Origin of the sequence: Paenibacillus sp. P13VS (assembly GCF_015143645.1) — a bacterium.
Classification (GTDB): domain Bacteria; phylum Bacillota; class Bacilli; order Paenibacillales; family Paenibacillaceae; genus Paenibacillus; species Paenibacillus xylanilyticus_A.
Window position 1 is genome coordinate 464,628 of the sequence record NZ_WYEV01000003.1, and the last position, 17,684, is coordinate 482,311.

At 42.5% G+C, this 17,684-nt stretch carries 15 protein-coding genes; 5 read left to right on the top strand and 10 right to left on the bottom strand.

From position 1 onward, the window contains the following. Positions 1-65: 65 nt before the first annotated feature. From GUA98_RS07080 to GUA98_RS07090, 3 genes are read right to left on the bottom strand one after another with little or no spacing between them, the layout of a single operon-like run. Positions 66-1,679, bottom strand: coding sequence for an extracellular solute-binding protein (locus GUA98_RS07080; RefSeq protein WP_193722536.1), 1,614 nt, complete (start codon positions 1,677-1,679; stop codon positions 66-68). Positions 1,680-1,717: 38 nt separating this feature from the next. Continuing rightward, positions 1,718-2,638, bottom strand: a complete 921-nt coding sequence (locus tag GUA98_RS07085; RefSeq protein WP_415753000.1) for a carbohydrate ABC transporter permease — start codon at positions 2,636-2,638, stop codon at positions 1,718-1,720. Positions 2,639-2,654: 16 nt separating this feature from the next. Continuing rightward, on the bottom strand, positions 2,655-3,545 hold the full coding sequence (locus tag GUA98_RS07090) for an ABC transporter permease (protein WP_227779464.1): 891 nt from the start codon (positions 3,543-3,545) through the stop codon (positions 2,655-2,657). A 319-nt stretch (positions 3,546-3,864) separates the two neighbouring features. On the opposite strand from GUA98_RS07090, the gene GUA98_RS07095 reads away from it, so the two are divergent. Both GUA98_RS07095 and GUA98_RS07100 read left to right on the top strand, forming a co-directional pair. Further along, positions 3,865-5,664, top strand: coding sequence for a sensor histidine kinase (locus tag GUA98_RS07095; protein WP_227779465.1), 1,800 nt, complete (start codon positions 3,865-3,867; stop codon positions 5,662-5,664). Beyond that, positions 5,645-7,264 carry a response regulator gene (locus GUA98_RS07100; RefSeq protein WP_193722538.1) on the top strand — a complete coding sequence of 540 codons (1,620 nt, stop codon included), beginning with the start codon at positions 5,645-5,647 and terminating at the stop codon, positions 7,262-7,264. The genes GUA98_RS07095 and GUA98_RS07100 overlap by 20 nt, the downstream gene beginning before the upstream one ends. A 333-nt stretch (positions 7,265-7,597) precedes the next feature. On the opposite strand, the gene GUA98_RS07105 is transcribed toward GUA98_RS07100, so the two are convergent. The 4 genes from GUA98_RS07105 to GUA98_RS07120 all read right to left on the bottom strand — a co-directional run bounded on the left by GUA98_RS07105 (position 7,598) and on the right by GUA98_RS07120 (position 11,792). Beyond that, positions 7,598-8,776, bottom strand: coding sequence for an MFS transporter (locus tag GUA98_RS07105; protein ID WP_193722539.1), 1,179 nt, complete (start codon positions 8,774-8,776; stop codon positions 7,598-7,600). 143 nt (positions 8,777-8,919) lie between these two features. Then, positions 8,920-9,222 (bottom strand): ArsR/SmtB family transcription factor, encoded by a 303-nt coding sequence (locus GUA98_RS07110; protein WP_095357945.1) that lies wholly within the window; start codon positions 9,220-9,222, stop codon positions 8,920-8,922. Positions 9,223-9,581: 359 nt separating this feature from the next. Then, positions 9,582-10,562: an SDR family oxidoreductase gene (locus tag GUA98_RS07115; RefSeq protein ID WP_193722540.1), complete on the bottom strand. Its 981-nt coding sequence runs from the start codon at positions 10,560-10,562 to the stop codon at positions 9,582-9,584. 351 nt (positions 10,563-10,913) lie between these two features. Next, positions 10,914-11,792, bottom strand: coding sequence for an alpha/beta fold hydrolase (locus tag GUA98_RS07120; RefSeq protein WP_193722541.1), 879 nt, complete (start codon positions 11,790-11,792; stop codon positions 10,914-10,916). Between the two features lie 152 nt (positions 11,793-11,944). Here GUA98_RS07120 and GUA98_RS07125 point away from each other — a divergent pair, with 152 nt between their 5' ends. Further along, complete coding sequence (locus GUA98_RS07125; RefSeq protein ID WP_153978645.1) at positions 11,945-12,643, top strand: MerR family DNA-binding transcriptional regulator; 699 nt, start codon at positions 11,945-11,947, stop codon at positions 12,641-12,643. A gap of 255 nt (positions 12,644-12,898) precedes the next feature. Here the strand turns inward: GUA98_RS07125 and GUA98_RS07130 are convergent, their stop codons facing one another. Then, complete coding sequence (locus tag GUA98_RS07130) at positions 12,899-13,558, bottom strand: DUF2306 domain-containing protein (RefSeq protein WP_193722542.1); 660 nt, start codon at positions 13,556-13,558, stop codon at positions 12,899-12,901. A 50-nt stretch (positions 13,559-13,608) separates the two neighbouring features. After that, on the bottom strand, positions 13,609-14,628 hold the full coding sequence (locus GUA98_RS07135; protein WP_193722543.1) for a DJ-1/PfpI family protein: 1,020 nt from the start codon (positions 14,626-14,628) through the stop codon (positions 13,609-13,611). A 193-nt stretch (positions 14,629-14,821) separates the two neighbouring features. Between GUA98_RS07135 and GUA98_RS07140 the strand changes: the two genes are divergently transcribed. Continuing rightward, the gene (locus GUA98_RS07140; protein ID WP_193722544.1) at positions 14,822-15,535 is read left to right on the top strand and encodes a response regulator transcription factor; all 714 of its coding nucleotides are present in this window, start codon (positions 14,822-14,824) and stop codon (positions 15,533-15,535) included. Next, the gene (locus GUA98_RS07145) at positions 15,513-16,838 is read left to right on the top strand and encodes a sensor histidine kinase (protein ID WP_193722545.1); all 1,326 of its coding nucleotides are present in this window, start codon (positions 15,513-15,515) and stop codon (positions 16,836-16,838) included. The genes GUA98_RS07140 and GUA98_RS07145 overlap by 23 nt, the downstream gene beginning before the upstream one ends. A gap of 166 nt (positions 16,839-17,004) precedes the next feature. Here GUA98_RS07145 and GUA98_RS07150 read toward each other — a convergent pair whose 3' ends face one another. Further along, the gene (locus tag GUA98_RS07150) at positions 17,005-17,544 is read right to left on the bottom strand and encodes a nucleotidyltransferase domain-containing protein (RefSeq protein WP_193722546.1); all 540 of its coding nucleotides are present in this window, start codon (positions 17,542-17,544) and stop codon (positions 17,005-17,007) included. Positions 17,545-17,684 lie beyond the last annotated feature (140 nt).

The following is a 17,684-nucleotide window of genomic DNA, read 5'->3' on the forward strand; positions in this document are numbered from 1 at the left end:
ATGGATGTTTGGTGCGGTTTATATAGCAAAATTTTTTTTCAAATAAAGTGAATCTTAATTCCAGCTTATTTAACGTTCATATAACGCTCATAAGCATCATTACGGATGGTCACCAACCGTTCAAGACCCATGTCATTCAGCTTTTTGACATAAGCATCCCACCCCTCTTCAATACCTCCTTTCGTTACCCATTGGGCACGCATCGTTGCCACATAACCATCAATATCCGTTGTCAGCGTTGGCAGCTCCTGAAACTCTTCTGCATTGTACATGACCTTTGGATAAGGCGTTGTTACATCTGCGCTGCCCAACTGATCGATTTGCAGTTTGAGTCCGTCTCCCGCCTCTGGATTGAGCTTGATGTTTTCTTCAAAGGAAGGGCTTACATATTTAGGCCCAAAATCACGCAGCGATTGATCCCAGTACCATGCATCGGCACTTGTGCCTGCAGGAGGATCCATCAGTGTGTAGGTACCATCATCATTTTTCTCAATAACAGTTCCGATTGCACCCCAGAAATTCTGAATGCTAGCTTCATTCGTATAGAATTGATCGGCCCAGCGTGCTGCTACTTCCGGAACCGTACATGAACTTGTAATGAGCAATTCATTACGAGCCAGATTCATACCGCCAGGGTCGCCTGGCTGATAACGTTTGCCATCAGGTCCTGCAATAGGCGCAATCGCTTCATACTGGTCGCTCCACTTGCCAAACACCGCATCAGGGGTCCATTGGTTACTGAAGCCGACAATGGGAATGTCTGCATTTTGCCATTTGGCTGAGGTCATGGTGTTGTCTTGGGTGAACAATTCCTGATCGATCAAACCTTCTGAATACAATTTATGCGTGTAAATAAGAGCTTCTTTATAAGCGTCCGTTGTTGGAAAATAGACCGGTTTGCCATCCTGAACGATCATGCTGCTTGCATTAATATCCGTGATCCCGAACGGATTCAGAAAGTCCATATTCAGACCCGTTTCAGTGTATGGAATCTCATCCGGTTTCCCGTTTCCGTTTGGATCTTTCTCCTTAAACGCTTTCAATACCTGATACAGTTCTTCTGTGGTTGTAGGTGCCTTCAACCCTAGTTTATCGAGCCATGCCTTGTTGATTACAGGTTGATTCCTGCTCTTCGGACGGGAAGGTAATCGGGTAGGCATGGAGTATATTTTGCCGTCAGGAAATGTGCTTATTTTCTTCATGTCAGGCGTCTCTTCCATCGCTGCCTTCAAGTTAGGCATATACGAATCGATGTATTCATCCAGCGGACGGAAATAGCTCAGGTTATTGACAATGTCGGAATCGCTGAACACCTGATCCCCCAGAATAATATCCGGAAGCGTACCACTCGCCAGCATAATCGATTTCTGCTCACCCCAGTCATTAGAGGACATGACCTGCCATTCAATTTTTACGTTAGTCTCCTTCTCCAAATCCTTGAGCCATTGGTTCTGGGTGAAGGTGTCACCCATGTTCCCCCAGCGAACCGTTAGTACTTTGAGTGTTACCGGGTTATTGACAATCGGCAGTCCTTCTTTATTAAAATCGCTTGATATTGGAGTCTCTGCAACCTCGCTGCTATTACCACTGCTGCATCCAACAACGCTTACCAGCATCACGGTAACGAGCAGCAAACTATTCATTTTGGTAAAAAACTTCTTGCCTATCTTCTTCCTCATGTAGGACCCTCCTTGATTCGTAATGAATGACATTTGCCTTATTCCTTCACTGCGCCGATCATCACCCCCTGATTGAAATACTTTTGGATGAACGGATAGACACACATGATCGGAATCGTGGCAATAATAATCACGGAATACCTCATTAGATTTGCAAGACGCAAGGCGACTTGTGCAGCCTCCCCGGTTCCCATGCCAGACTGCATCTGATTCGTAATGAGAATGTTACGCAGGATCAATTGAAGCGGATACAGGTTAGGATCTTTCAGATAGATGAGAGCATTAAAATATGAATTCCAATACCCTACGGCAATCCATAACCCCAAAACTGCGATGATTGCTTTGGACAAGGGCAGTACAACCAGCACAAAATACCGCAGATTACCACAACCATCGATCTGGGCTGCCTCCCAGAGATCCCCTGGAATACTGGTCTGAAAGAATGTCCGGGCGACGATCATATCGAACACCACCACAGAAAACGGAAGTACCATGACGAGAAACGTATTGTAAAGGTGAAAATCGCGAATGGTCAGGAAGGTTGGAATTAAACCGCCACTAAAAAACATCGTAAAAATAAAGAACAGAGAGAAAAATTTTCGTCCAACCAGATCTTTTCTTGATAAGGCATAAGCCGCCGAAATATTAACAACAAGTCCGATAAGCGTTCCTACCACCGTGTATAGAATGGTATTGCGATATCCGATCCATATATTTTCGTGCCTCAGCAGTTCCTTGTACCCTTCAAGCGTAAAGCCTTTGGGAAAGATCCATACCTGTCCGTTAGCCACAGAAGAGGGATCACTGAAGGAGGCAATGACTATAAAATAGATCGGATACATGATTGCAATCAGAAAAAGAATAGCAAAAGCATACATTATACCTTCTGCCACTGTCATGCGTGATCGTCGCTTCACTCGGGGAGTTCTGGTGGTTGCTGCCGTCTCCATAACGCTCATTTGGTTGTTCTCCCCTTCACCATAGACTGTTCTCACTGTATTTCTTGGACAACTGATTAACCAGAATCAGCAAAATGAAATTAATCACCGTATTAAACAGGTTAATTGCCGAGGAGAAGCTGTATTGACTGCTCAGCAAACCGATTTTGTATACATACGTAGACAGAATCTCACTGGAAAGGATGTTCAAGTCGTTCTGCATAAGATAGACCTTCTCAAATCCAACACCAAGCAGTCCGCCCATCCTTAGAATGAGCAGCGTGATCGCCGTCGGCAGAAGCATCGGAATATCAATATAACGTATCTTGTGCCACCTGCTTGCCCCATCGACCGTTGCCGCTTCATAGAGGCTTGGATCTACGGCAGACAACGCGGCAATATAGATGATGCTGTCCCAACCGACGTGCTGCCACACATCAGACCATACATACACGCTGCTGAACAGAGCCGATGAGCCCATTAAGTCCGGCGCCTGTGCTCCAAACAGCTGATACATATTGCCAACCAGTCCAGTGCTAGGCGAGAACAAAATTAGCATTAATCCGACCATGACTACCGTTGAAATAAAGTGGGGCATATAGGAGACGGTCTGGAAAAATCGCTTGAACCTCCCTGCCCTCATCTGGTTCACCATTAATGCAAGCATAATCGGCAGAGGAAATGTAGCTAAACTGTACAGGCTGATTATAAGTGTGTTACGTATCGTATTCGTAAATTGATAGGAATGAAAAAACTTCTCAAAATACTTGAATCCCGCCCATGGACTGCCCCCGATTCCTGAGGCCGAACTATAATCCTTGAATGCGATAATAACGCCGTACATTGGCTTATAAGCAAAAAGTAGTGTTAACACGAAAGCCGGTAAAAGTAAAACGTAAAGCCCCCAATTACGCCTGATTCTTTCCATTGTCTTTCCAAAGAATAGTGGGTAAGTCCGCACAGTTCTTTCTTCCCTCCTTCCCATATACTGATGCTGTTTTCCCGTTTGAATCTTTCATCTCAGGAATAACCTCAGTATAAACGGCTTCCCACTCTCTTTATCGGACCCCTTCGTACGGTATTCGGACTTCTGATGTTCCTTTCTGGGGTTGCCTGCGGGTAACCTCATTCTTGCGAAAGATAACATATTGCAATCCAGACCTTCATGTGTGTATTCCGGACTTTTGAACTCCAAAAATACAAATCTTTATGTTTTTTTCATGCAAAGGTTTTATACTATTTCTGAGATGTTAAAGCGTTTACATTATGAAGCATTCAAGAAAGGGTGTATTGTTCTGGCAAACCTGGGCGCCATTAAACCCTATCCGATTCGTCATTATATTCGCATGATGTTCGTCATTTCATTTGTCGTGTTCGTTCTGGATCTGATCATCAGTGTCGCTTCCATCTCCTTGGTCAGGCAGCAGTCCGCCCAATACTTGCAGGACACCACGGATCTGTACATCAATCGCATTAATCATGATTTTGCCTACATTAATCATTTCATGGGATGGACTCTCGCCAATGACGAAAATCTGGAAACGATGAATACGTATGGTGTGAATAGCATTCCTTTTCTGAAGTCCAACGAGAAATTACATAAGCTTTTTGCCGAATTACAACGAAACTATGGCCAGTCGTACAATTTCTTTTATTATTTGGAAAACAGTGAATACTTCCTCAACTGTGCGCCAATAAGCATCTCTTATTCGGATTATTCTGAAGTGAAAAGACAGATCATTACTCTTACTCGTGATAAAGCTGTATATGAGAAGTTCTATTCCCACTGGACACCTATTCACGTGAATGGCACTTCATATCTGATCAATATTGTACCTTACTACAATAGGTATCTTATCGCGTTGATCTCCGCAGATGATCTCATCGCTCCGTTACAGCAAATGAATCTGGGCTCGAGCGGATACGCCTCTCTCGTGGATGTGAATGGCATGCAGCTTTCCGGACCTGCCAGAGGAGAAAACAGCGTTGAAGCAAAGACTTCGTTTATGGATGTGCTCCAGTCACACAGCGTAGTCAGCAGTGACTTTTCCAACGCGGATTTCAGTGCACGCATGGTTATCAAATTCGGTGCATTTGAGAAAATCATGGTGGCTCAGCTGCTCATCATGCTGCTTTTTTTGATTGTAACCTCCTCATTAAGCGCAATCCTTATGTTTTTCAGAAAGAATCTGCTTGTTCCCATTCAGCGTTTTTCCAAAAATCTTGCTCGAATAAACGAGGGTGACGAGGCGACAGATCATAAGAGCAGCCGGATTACGGAACTGGAACAGGTTAATGCACAATTCAAGGAACTGGTGGGCCAGATTAAGCGCTTCAAGATTGATCGCTATGAGCAGGAATTGGAGAAACAGAAAATACGTTTGGATTATATGAAGTTACAGATCAAACCTCACTTTTTCCTTAATTGTCTGACAAGCATGTACAGTATGGCACAGATGCAAATGTTTGAGGAGATTGAAAGCATGGCTCTCGCCACGTCCCGGTATTTCCGGTATATCTTTCAAAGCGGAGACAATTTCGTTCTGCTGGAGAACGAGATTGAACATGTGAGAACGTATCTGGACATCCAGAAATCACGTTACCGCGATGCCTTCTCCTATCGAATTGCAACGTCCGAAACGATCACAGGTATCGCTGTTCCACCACTGGTAATACAAACCTTCATCGAAAATGCTGTCAAATACGGAGTCTCACGGGAACGGGAATTATGTATTACGTTATCCGTTAATGTAGAACAACAGGAAAATGGTGATCGAGTGCTGATCCATATCTCTGATACGGGACCCGGATTTAAGCCTGAAATTCTTGAAGCTCTCATCCGTGGAGAAGCACTGGAACAAACAGGAGGCAACCGCATTGGCATTATGAATACCATTCAACGTTTGGAGCTGCTATACAGGCATGAAGCTGCAATTACGTTTGCAAACGACACCATTGGCGCTCGAATCACGCTTTCCTTGCCTAAAATGGTATTGAATTCAGAGCGTACTGGAGAGGTGATAAATCATGAATGTATTGCTGGTTGATGATGATTACTTTGTTGTCATGGCATTGGAAAATAAAATTGACTGGGAAGCCCTGGGAATTAATACGATCTTCACGGCCTACAATATTGCGCAAGCCAAAGAGGTACTGCAAAATCATCCGGTTCAGATTCTTGTATGTGATATTGAGATGCCGCAGGGAAGCGGACTCGAGCTGCTCGCCTGGGTCCGTGATGAATCGTATAACGTACAAACGATCTTTCTTACCAATTATGCCGATTTCAACTATGCGCAAAAAGCCATCGAGTTGCAAAGCTTTGATTATTTTCTAAAGCCCATCGAATTCGACAAGTTGACTCTGATTATTCAGAAGGCAGTTGCCAAAGCCCGGGATCAGCAGTTTATTCAGAAGGCCATTCATGAAGGTGAACTTTGGCAGAAAAATAGAAGCAAGCTTATTGAGGACAGCTGGCGCAGGCTCATCTCCAGTAAAGTCTATCTGTCCAGCTCCGCTGATGTTTCTGCATTTTTGTCTGAGCAGCATCTGCCATATGAGCCAACGGATCTATTTCTTCCTATGCTGGTTAATCTGTTTCCGTATGATGGTACGCTGGGCAAAACCGACAAAAATCTGTTTGATTACGCTTGTTTGAACGTGATGGTTGAACGGTTTCAAGACCGCAAGTTCTCTATTGAAGCGATATCCGAGATCAAGGATCATAACTGGATGGTTATTATTAAATGGAACAGGTTACCGGATGTACAACTTATCGAATCGATGTGCAGCGCCTTCATTCCGGAGGTAAATAGCTACCTGAAATCGGATGCCTGCTGTACGATCGGCTTCTCTCTGCCGCTCGGGCAAATCCATCATACGGTGAATGAACTATTGTTGATGAATGAGGAGCGAATCAAACACCGCAACCAAACCTTCTTGCTGGAGAACTACAAAAAGCCCAAATTAGATTATATACCGCCTGATCTGGGACTGCTGGAGCAATTGCTGAATGAGAATCGTTTCCAATCTTTTCTGGATGAAACCGGTCGTTATATGCATCAACTTGTCCATGAAGGCAACGTAGGTACCGCTGTACTCAGTCTTTTGCGTCTTGATCTGGTGCAGCTAGTTTATGCCCAATTGAAAAGTAAGGGAATTGAAGTCCACAAGCTGTACATGGGCAGTACGAATGATCAATTGTTCATGCAGTCTCTGCATTCGATTGAAGATATGCAATCGTACATTGCCTATCTGGTCAATACGGCTGCGGAATATATGAATGACTCCGAGCAGCCGACGTCGGTTGTACACGAGATTTCCCAGTATATACGCACCCACTATGGAGAAGACCTGACAAGAAATAGCCTTGGAGACAGGGTTTATATGAACCCTGATTATCTCGCAAGGCTGTTCAAGAAAGAGATGGGCATGTCCCTCGGCAATTATGTGATTCACATCCGTCTTGTAGCTGCAAGGCATCTATTGGAGACCACCACACAATCGATTCATTCCATTGCCGGACATGTGGGGTATACCAACTACTCACACTTTACCAAACTGTTCAAACAGGAAATAGGATGCAGCCCTAATGAATATCGTAAAAAATATAGAGAAAGTTCACACGCAATAGGATGCCAAGGCTGACGATTAAGTTAATCAACTGCTTTCCAAATACCTCTCCAGCATAACCGCGATTCCTTCTTCATTTTATTATTTGAATATCTGCCGCAATTAGCAGTAACGGCAGAGAATCTCCATTCCATCGCGTTTAGGCATCAACCTTGTTCGATGTGTGCAAGGTCCTCTACTACAGAAAGCTGCAGAAGATCCTTGGATCTACCTGGAGCTTTCTTAAGTAATAGGTTTACAAGTAGTTTAGATTGATTGCTCACTTTGAATAATATAATTAACTATTTGTTGAGCATCGGATCTAACCCAACCTTATAGAGCACTCTCCAGGAGAGTGCTCATTGTAATTCATCTATAGTTGATGCTGGAATTAACTTTTGTAACGGTATTCATTTTATTTAGGACGACCAATGCAAGTATGGCAATCGCAATCCCTGCAGCACCAATCCATGTAATCGACGTGAGAGAGATCGTTTCAATAGCTATCCCTCCCACTCCAGCACCTGCTGCCATAGCAAGCTGCATCATGGACTGATTAAGACCAAGCATAACTCCTGATGCCTCAGGTTCAATTGTCGTTAAATGATATTGCTGCGTTGGACCGGATGACCATGCTGAGAAGGACCACAACAAAAGAACGATCATAACACCAAGTAATGTATGGGTCACAACGGACAACAGGATCAGCATGACAATGTGGAGTGCCAATCCACCGGATAATGTTCGATGAACGCCCCACCGGTCCGTACTGAATCCGCCGATTTTGGAACCAATCATGCTGGCTATACCAAATATAAGCAATGCGCCGCTGAGATATTTATCACCTAATCCCGATACTTCAATCAAATAGGGAGAGAGATACGTATAAGCGATGGAGTAACCTCCAAGCCAAAAGAAAGTAATCGATAATCCCAATGCAACTTTAGGCTTTTTCAATAATCTTAACTGCTGTCTTAATGGGATGGGCGCGTCACCCTTAATACGCGGAATGGCGAAAGAAAGAATGATCATTGCGATAATCCCCACAAGTGCAATCCCCCCAAACACGGATTTCCAACCAAGAGTGTCGGCTGTGATTCGTCCAAGAGGTACACCAACGATTAATGATGCCGTGAAACCCATGACCACTGTGGCAATAGCACTTGCTTGTTTGCCTGCAGGTGCTATTTTAGCTGCAATATTTAAAGCAGTGACCACAACAACTCCCGCACCAATCGCCATAATGATACGAGCAACTACAAACAGGCCATATCCTGGTAGGGTAAATGCGAGGATATTAGAAATCACAAATATTCCTAGGCCAATCAGGATTAATTTTCGTCTGTCCATACTCGCGGTTACCGCCATTAAAATTGGAGTGAATATAGCATAGACCAGAGAAAAAATGGTGATTAACTGACCAGCTGCAGCAAGTGAGACATCAAAAGACCCGGCTACCTTATCTAAAATGCCAGATAAAATATACTCAGAAGTCCCAACCAAAAAACTAACGATAGCTAAAATATAGACCTTCAAACTCGATGACATATATAATACAACTCCTTTAATAAAGTATAATAAATTACATATCGCGAAATGTAGATATGTATAATTACAGATAAACATATAACGAATTGTCGAAATGATTGGCGAAGAAAAAACTGAATTCTTGGTAAGAACTCAGTAACGACTTACATATCATTCATCATATAACGAGCCAACTGTTTTATGGCTTCCTCGTCTCTCTGATAATACGTAAATTTGCCTATCCGTTTTGTTGTAATCAACCCTGCTCGCTGCAATATCGTAAGATATTGAGAAGCCGTTGACTGTGTCATGTTAAGCTTGTCGGTTATTTGACTTACACAAACCCCTACTTCCTTCATATCCACTCCTTCATGGGGTTTGAAATGCACGTATGGTTCTTTGAGCCACTGTAAGATCTGTAACCTGGATTCATTCGAAATAGCTTTAAATACTTCAATTGGATTCATAACACTTATTATATCGATCATTTGCGATATGTCAATTTAAATTTCTTATAACATATAGATCATGGAAAGTACCATCCAATCGCCAATCGGTACAAGTTCTTGTCCTTGACTTGGGACAAGAAGCTTGTTCCGATAAACTAATGAGGTGAAATCGAAGTCTTTATGTCTGATATGATTTAGATTATTGGATAATTCAGCTCGTACCTTGGGTAGCAATAGTATGGTGGTCTCAGCCCTATCTTTGACATGGGCCAGGAATCCTCTATATAGACCATCTTTACTTTTTCATTTGAATGGTTTACAAGCAATAGCTTTACTTCTGGATTAAACTCATATCTCAAAATGGTAACCCCCTTCGATTAGGAATGTGAGGACTCTCCCCCATCAACATGAAGAACTTGACCAGTAACAAAACGAGAATCATCAGAAGCAAGATAGACAAAGGTTGGCGCGAGTTCAAATGGATGGGCAACGCGTTCCATTGGATTAAATGCTCCGTACACAGCGACTTGGTCTGACGAGAAGCTTGCGGAAATAAGTGGAGTCCAAATTCTGCCGGGGGCGACGGCATTGACTCGGATCCCTTGTTTCACGACATTTTTTGCCAGAGCACGTGTCCAACCGACTATTGCGCCTTTTGTGGCCGTATAATCAATCATTTGCTGCTCACCTACGTACGTCACCACCGAAGAAGTGCCAATGATTGAGCTGCCTGGTTTTAAGTAAGGAAGCGCTGCTCTTGTTGTGTAAAAATGAGAATATATATTCACTTTGAAGGTGTCATCAAATTGTTCATCGGTAATGTCAAGCAGACTTAGTTGTTGGAATTGGATACCCACGTGGTTACAAAGAATATCTAGACGTCCAAACGTATTTACGGTCTGTTCTACAATGGAGATACACTGTTGTTTGTCTCGCAAGTCACCAGGCATTAGAATACAACGTTGTCCGAGTTGTTCAATTCTCGTTTTTGTTCTATTTGCATCCTCATGTTCATCTAAGTAAGAAATAGCGACATCTGCGCCTTCTTTAGCAAACGCAATGGCAACTGCTGCACCAATCCCACTGTCACCTCCTGTAATAAGTGCAACTTTTCCTGTTAGCTTTCCGCTCCCCTTATAATTCGGATTTTCGATAATTGGAAGGGGTACCATTAATTTTTCCACGCCGGGATGGCGGAGCTGGCGCTGTTCAGGCAAACTTATCGGAATTTCTTGGTAACGCGTGATTTTCCCATAGTTAGGGTACATAGGATAGGGTTGAGTTATCATATTCGCCTTAAACATTTGTTGCATTTGCTTTATTTGGTCTAGTTGACGACTTTGGTCGTTTTGATCCATGGAAACCTCCTGTAGAAACAATTTTCTTCTATAGAATGTTTATGTTGATCACTAAAAATAAAGTAATAATAGTGAGAAAAAAGTTGATTCATGTTGTCCACGCTCCCCTCTCCTCTGGTTATTTGCCTCTAAGACATAGCTCCACTAAATCGTGCACATTCTTATACTCGGCTTGGGACAAGAAATTGTACCCATAAAACACAAAAAGCCGCTAAATATAGCGACTTCAATCAGACTATGTCTTGTCCCTCCGCAATTTCATACGTTACGATAAAATGTTGTTAGATGAAATATTGTAGACTAGGGCTAGTTAACTAAAGGTTTCTGTTAGTTCAATCAATATCTGCATAATTAGTTTTGTTTTAATGTTTTAATCAACCAAGCCTTTATCAATGGCAGAACTATGATTGGTTGCATGGCTTTGGTGTGATTTATCTCATTTCCCTTTATGATTTCTACCTCCCATCCCCAGTGTTGTAATTCTTCTTTAGTTTTTTCTAGTATTCCTACAATATCAACTGTGACACTCCCGAAGTTTTCTCCATAAACAATGGTATCTTGTTCACCTGCAAACGTCAGTTTTGGAATAGACAACTGATGTTGAATGTTTCGATCATTAAAATTCATTAAATTTTTATACATTGTTACAAATTGTTTGGTTTGATTTGTGTCAATCTTCACCTTTATCATATCCCAATCGATCTCTTCTGGACTTTCAATGTTTTGTTGTTCATCGAGAACTGGAGAGTTTTGATTCTCCAAAGCCTGTTGGTACGTCTTGTTGGTAACTACCATCATTTCTTTGTATGGACCATCCAATGGGGGAAAACCACCCATAATTAAACTTTCTAATCGATTTGTCCTAATGGCTAATTGTAAGCCAACTAAAGCCAACCAAGAGTAACCATAATAGCTGAACGTATTTATGTTCATTTCATCAGCAATCAATATCAAATCATTTACAATGTGATTAGGTGTAAGATTTTCTGGATTCGTGTTTTGCAATCGATGTCCTTCATAGTCAAAATACATAACTTGAAACTCGTTTACCAGTCCTTCAACAAAGTGTTTTCCAAGCTCAGGATCCATTCCCCACAACTTTAAGTTTTCTGCTTCTTGCCCATAAACAGATTCCTTTGCTATGGGTAACATGATTGTCTTATGATTGGGATTTCCAACTAAACCAACTTTTATTTCTGTTTCATCCATAAGTTTAATGATTTTCTCCATATGAATCCCTCCTGGCTTGTTTATACTACTATCATATAACGTTCATGCAATCTTTCGGTTTTATGATTAATATCCCTTTAGTGATAGGAGTTCAATTAAAATATACTTATTGAGGCACTTGAAGCTTTTACTTTAATGAAGGAGTATTAAAAATGGATAAATACACCCCCAAGCAGATTGCTGAAATTTTAAATATCAGCACCACAACCTTGCGAAGATATGAAGAACAAGATCTGATCCCAGAGGTACCGAGAACGATAAGTAATCACCGTATCTATACATCGGTCCATCTCCAAGCTTTTAATGTTATTAGAACTTTGTTAAAAGGTTATGAAATTCCTAGGGTCTACAAAGTAATGAGAACGATTAAGAAAAAAAGATTTGATACAGCTCTTTGGTTAGTAAATGAACAACTATTTCATATACAAGTCGAGAAGCAAAGAGTGGAAGAAATACTCACTATGATTCAAACTACTGATTTTACACAATTTAAAAAGTTTAAATTAAAGGAACTCATGAGTATTGGAGAGGTTGCAGAGATAGCAGGCGTAAATACTTCAGCTATACGGCATTGGGAACACGAAGGATTGATTCATTCAGAACGAAACAAAAACAACGGTTATAGGTTATTCACCCTGCTTGAACTACGCAAAATATTAGTCATTAGCAGTTTAAGAAAATCTGTTTATTATATCGAAAATATGAAGAAGCTTTTACATGATCTGGATTCACACTCCTATGTTCAAATTGAACGATCTCTTCAGCTCGCTTTGGAAAATCTAAATGAACAACTTTTTCTTCAATTTAAAGGCATCGAAGAACTAATGAAATATGTAGATTTATTAGAATAGAAAACATATATATGAGATGAACACGGGTTAGCTCTTTCTTTTCATATACTAATCAACAAATTTAAATGAATTGTTACCTTTCTTGGACTAACCTGCGCATAAGCTTAACAAAACAGCCGATCACATTGATCGGCTGCTCCTTTGTATAATTACGCTACTGTTTTTAATGAACTCGTTTTTTTAGAAAACAAGAGAGGATCTCAAACCAATGTCAAACCGCATGATTTCTGCCGGCCCGGTAACGTGGAATGTGATCTACGAAAAATAGGTTCCGCTAGTTTTGTTCTTTTCAATCTTATTCAGATACCGGATAATCATCTCCGGCAAGATCAATAACAGAACGAGGCTGCTATACAAACCATATGTATAACTACTCGCATAGGCCAAGCCGAAGCCTTCATTGAACATAAACGTGATTAGATGAATCAACATATTCGTAAAGCAAAAAGCATAACTTCGGATCATGTAATTCCGATGTTTTACGATTCGTTTCTTTTTAATCTGCACAATCGCCATAACTGTCATGACTGGCCAAATGATGTTGATTATGTTAAATGCAATGCTGTTGATTTTGCCGCCTGTGGAATAAGGAGCCATGTACCCGGATGTTAGCACAACCAGCATCACAGAGACGACATAGACATACCCGTTGATCCGATGAATTTTCCGGTGTTTCTCCAGTATGAAGCGTGAAAAATTGACTAATCCTGCTGCCATTGCTAAACATGCAAATGCAACATGAATGTACATGATTTTCAGCCATACCGGAAGATTCAATTCACGCTTCAGCCCGGTTTTGTGACTGAGAAATGCGGTTGCTTCCGGATCGAATACGTAATGCCTAACTAGCGAATACAGAATGAAAATGATGCTGACACCGACCAAAACGCGGTAGGCCATGTTTGTTTTTCTCATAAATGAACCTTTCCATTTCTAATTTCATCTGTCGTTACATTGAAGCTCAATCAAACTAAGCGATGCCCATTCAGTTTCGATGCTGGCAAGAAGGCAGCCTTGGCAGTTCCAGTCATCACATCCCCTTGTACGATTACCTCAAAATGGAGCTGTAACTTCATCGGTTTGCTTACCCGAAGATCCCAGACTAACTTATCACCCTGATCCCGAGGATGGATGAGTTCCACGGTCTCCCCGTCTTGCGTAGCTGTGCCTCGAATGCTGCCGTTATCTGTATGAATCACAAGCCTAGTTTCTAGTTTTCCAATTGGTGTTGAGATGATTACTTCCCATTTCCCTTCATAATCAGGCGCAGAGGAATGCATCTGCTCTATGGTAATCGGCGCGAATTCGGTTCCTTCTTCTTTTCCTGGCGCGTCCATGTCATCCGCCCGCACCACCCCTTCTGCTTTCCATACCGTTCCCCGCCGTTCAAATTCAAACAGCTGTTCCACGGCATGTGCAATGCGAGGGCCTAGTGCACGTTCCACTAAGTATAACGCAACATCAAGCCCAGAAGTCACACCACCTGCACTCACCAAATTGCCGTCATCCACTATGCGTGCCTGAATAGGAATCGCACCGGTAGCGCCCAATACTCCTATGCCCATATGATGTGTAACTGCGTGTCTGCCTTCAAGCAAACCAGCCATGGCAAGCAGAAGCGAACCGCCACACACCGTAGCAACTAGAACATCTTCTCGTTCCAATGCTTGTCTAATTTGTACAGAAATTTCTGTACCAGCAGCACGGTTCAGAATAATTGGAATTGAATCAGCCTCCTCTCCGGAGACTTTACCGGATGCGCCTGGCACAAGGATCATGCCCCCACATTCAGGATCCAGTTTCCCAGTCGCCTCGATCTCCAGCCCTTGAATGCCACTTGTAACGTGCCTTGGCCCTTCCGCGGTGACTAATTCTACCCTCAGGGCTTCTTCGGCATACATCGATGCCGCAATAAATACTTCATAAGGCGCAATTGCATCCAATAGATCAAAACCATCAAACAACACAATTTGAACATTCAGCATAAATATGCCCTCCCTATGATTTCGATCTTGATGCAGGGAATTCTCCCTGTTCCTTTGAAAAGGATACCAACAAAACCTCTCGAAAGAAGGCGCACACCCGCCACAAAACCATCAACAAAATATCACAAAATTATAAACATTCATTCGTTTTAAATACGACCATGTTACACTAGGTTTTGAAGGTGGGATACGTATGAACGATTCAATTACTGTGCTTATTGTTGACGACGACATTAGCATTGTCGAATTATTAAAAGACTTTTTGGAACACGAACAATTTCGCGTCATCACGGCTTGCAACGCTACTGAGGCCTGGGATGTGCTCCAGCACTGTGCCATTCAATGTATCGTATTGGACATCATGATGCCTGGACAGAACGGCTTCGATTTGTGCCGCCAGATTCGCAAAGTCAGTCCTGTGCCGATTTTGTTCTTAAGCGCCAAAAGTGATGACGTGGATAAAATTAGAGGGCTTTCGCTGGGTGGAGATGACTACATTGTGAAAACGGCTTCTCCTGGCGAAATTGTCGCTAGAGTGAAGGCTGTATTAAGACGTACCTCTTCCCCACCTCAAACCACGGTAGAATCATTGCTGGAAAACGGTCATCTGCGATTAAACCTCGTATCCAGAGAAGTGTTCGTAGAAGGCAACAAGGTCATGTTTACCCCCAAGGAATATGAATTGTTGCTGCTGTTTACCCAGCACCCCAAGCAAGTATTTACGTATGATCAGTTGCTTGACAAGTATTGGGCTGGCATTGGCGACAGACATACGGTTCGTGTGCATGTAAGCCGCTTGCGCGAGAAGATCGAAATCGATCCGGCTAACCCGCAATATCTGGTGAACGTTTGGGGCGTGGGATATCGCTACGAAGGAGGTTCACGTGAGAACATTACGGATTCGTAAACTCATGCTGCTTTTTCTGCTGTTCATCCTGCTGTTGCCTTGGCTCCTCTTTTTGACCGCTCATTTTATCGAAACCGGAACCTTACGATTTTCCTCAGCTCCACTGCTGAATGAAAAACAACAAATGCAACAGAATGAGATCATTGGGCAGATCGAAGCGAATATGAACCGCTGGAGTGTACCCGAATGGCAGGTGCAGTTGAAAGGCCTGTTGGATGATACAAACATGAATGTTTCCCTGCTCTCCGCTGCCGGAAAGGAGATTTATCGTAGTAATGCGGACCATAACAACAGATATTCATCGGTTGAACGATATACATTGCTCGCAGATGGTCAAATCAAAGGGAAAATCGAACTTTACATTCCTAAAACAAACCAGCTCCAAGTGTTCTCCATCTTGATCGGATTTTTGCTTGCCTTGTTGGTCATCAGCATGGCGATGCGCTATTTTTTGATCAAACCGCTTGAGAGGCTTAGTACGTCTGTGCGATTACTTGCTTCTGGGGATTGGAACGTGCCTATTCCTGCTTCACACATCAAGGAGATTGCCGATGTCCGGGATGCTTTCGACGAGATGGTGCAGGGTTTGCAAACGTCTCACTTGAAACAAACGAGCCTCGAAGAGGAACGTCGTTTCGTCATTGCCGCTGTCGCGCACGATCTTAGAACCCCGCTCTTTGCACTGCGTGGATACCTCGAAGGACTTGAGCTGGGGATAGCCCAATCACAAGAAAAAACAGCGAAGTATGTCGCCGTATGCAAAGAAAAAGCATTACAGCTGCACCGTTTGGTCGAGGATCTATTTACGTTTTCCAAAATGGATTATAGCGAAGATATGCTTCTCGAAGAAGTCGTAAACCTGCACGCTGTTCTGCAGCAATCAGTAGAAAGTGTGGCGCCCTCGGCTCAGCAAAAGAATATCTCAATAAATTTGCATTTAACAGGTACATGCATTGTTCGCGGCGACGCTCATCTCTTAGAACGCGCGATCAGCAATTTGTTAGATAATGCCGTCAGATACACGCCTGATTTCGGAAAAATGATAATAGAGTGCAACAGCATAACCGACCAAGTCAGGTTTACAATTCGGGACACGGGTTCAGGATTTGCAGAGAATGAACTGAAGCGGGTATTCGAACCTTTATTTCGAGGCGAGATGTCCCGGAACCGTTCTACTGGAGGCAGCGGTCTGGGTATGGCTATATCCGAACGCATCATCCGGCGACATGGAGGCGAACTTATGGCCGACAACGATATCCGCGGCGGAGCACTCTTGTCGGGATGGCTTCCATCCATGAATTAATCATGCAAGAGGCTACCAATTGATTGATAGAGACCAGTCCATTAGTAAAACAAGCAGCGATCATACAGATCAGCTGCTTTTTTAGTTTGATTAGGCTATCATTTGTTCGTTAGTTGAATGACACACACTCTCTCCAATTAGTGTAACTAAGTATCTTGTCCAAACATCAATAATCTAACTCGGTTATTATACGGTGCAATATAGTTTTGCTATTTTCATCCTTGGGTCGAGGTTCTCTACCGATTTGTTTGTAAACCTCCTTTTCCTCTAAAAGTTGTCTCGGGTGTAAGACATGAGCTGATATTCCGTTTAACATACAGCTTTGTGATAGCAACGAATCGTGGCGCCATACCCACTCTGGTAAGCCATTCATAATAATACTTCCATCATCAGTAACCGTTATGTAGCCAAATGTAATATCTACGCCATCCTTACTAAAATCAGACTGCCTCCCACGAAACTGCTCTTTTACAGAAGTCTGTTCATAACCAGCTTTCGCAAGTGCATGTTCTAACTGCTCTCTGTTTTGTATCCATGCTATCAGGTCAATATCGTCATGTGGACGGGTAATCTTTCCGACCAAAAAATCTATTGCCCATCCACCACGCAACCAGAATTTGCATTCAATTGTTGCACAAATTGTGCTTATTTCACTTAACAACTTTAATTGTGACTCTGTTTGGTTACCAAACGCTTGATCTACCATGTGTATCCCCTTTCAAAATGAAACCCATACCTTTTACACAAATAATACCATTAAAATTACGTCGATGTGGGGTCGTCCAATGCCCACTTGCAATACTTGGATAACTCTTTGCGTATAATAACAAAAGTAAAGTGCATCAG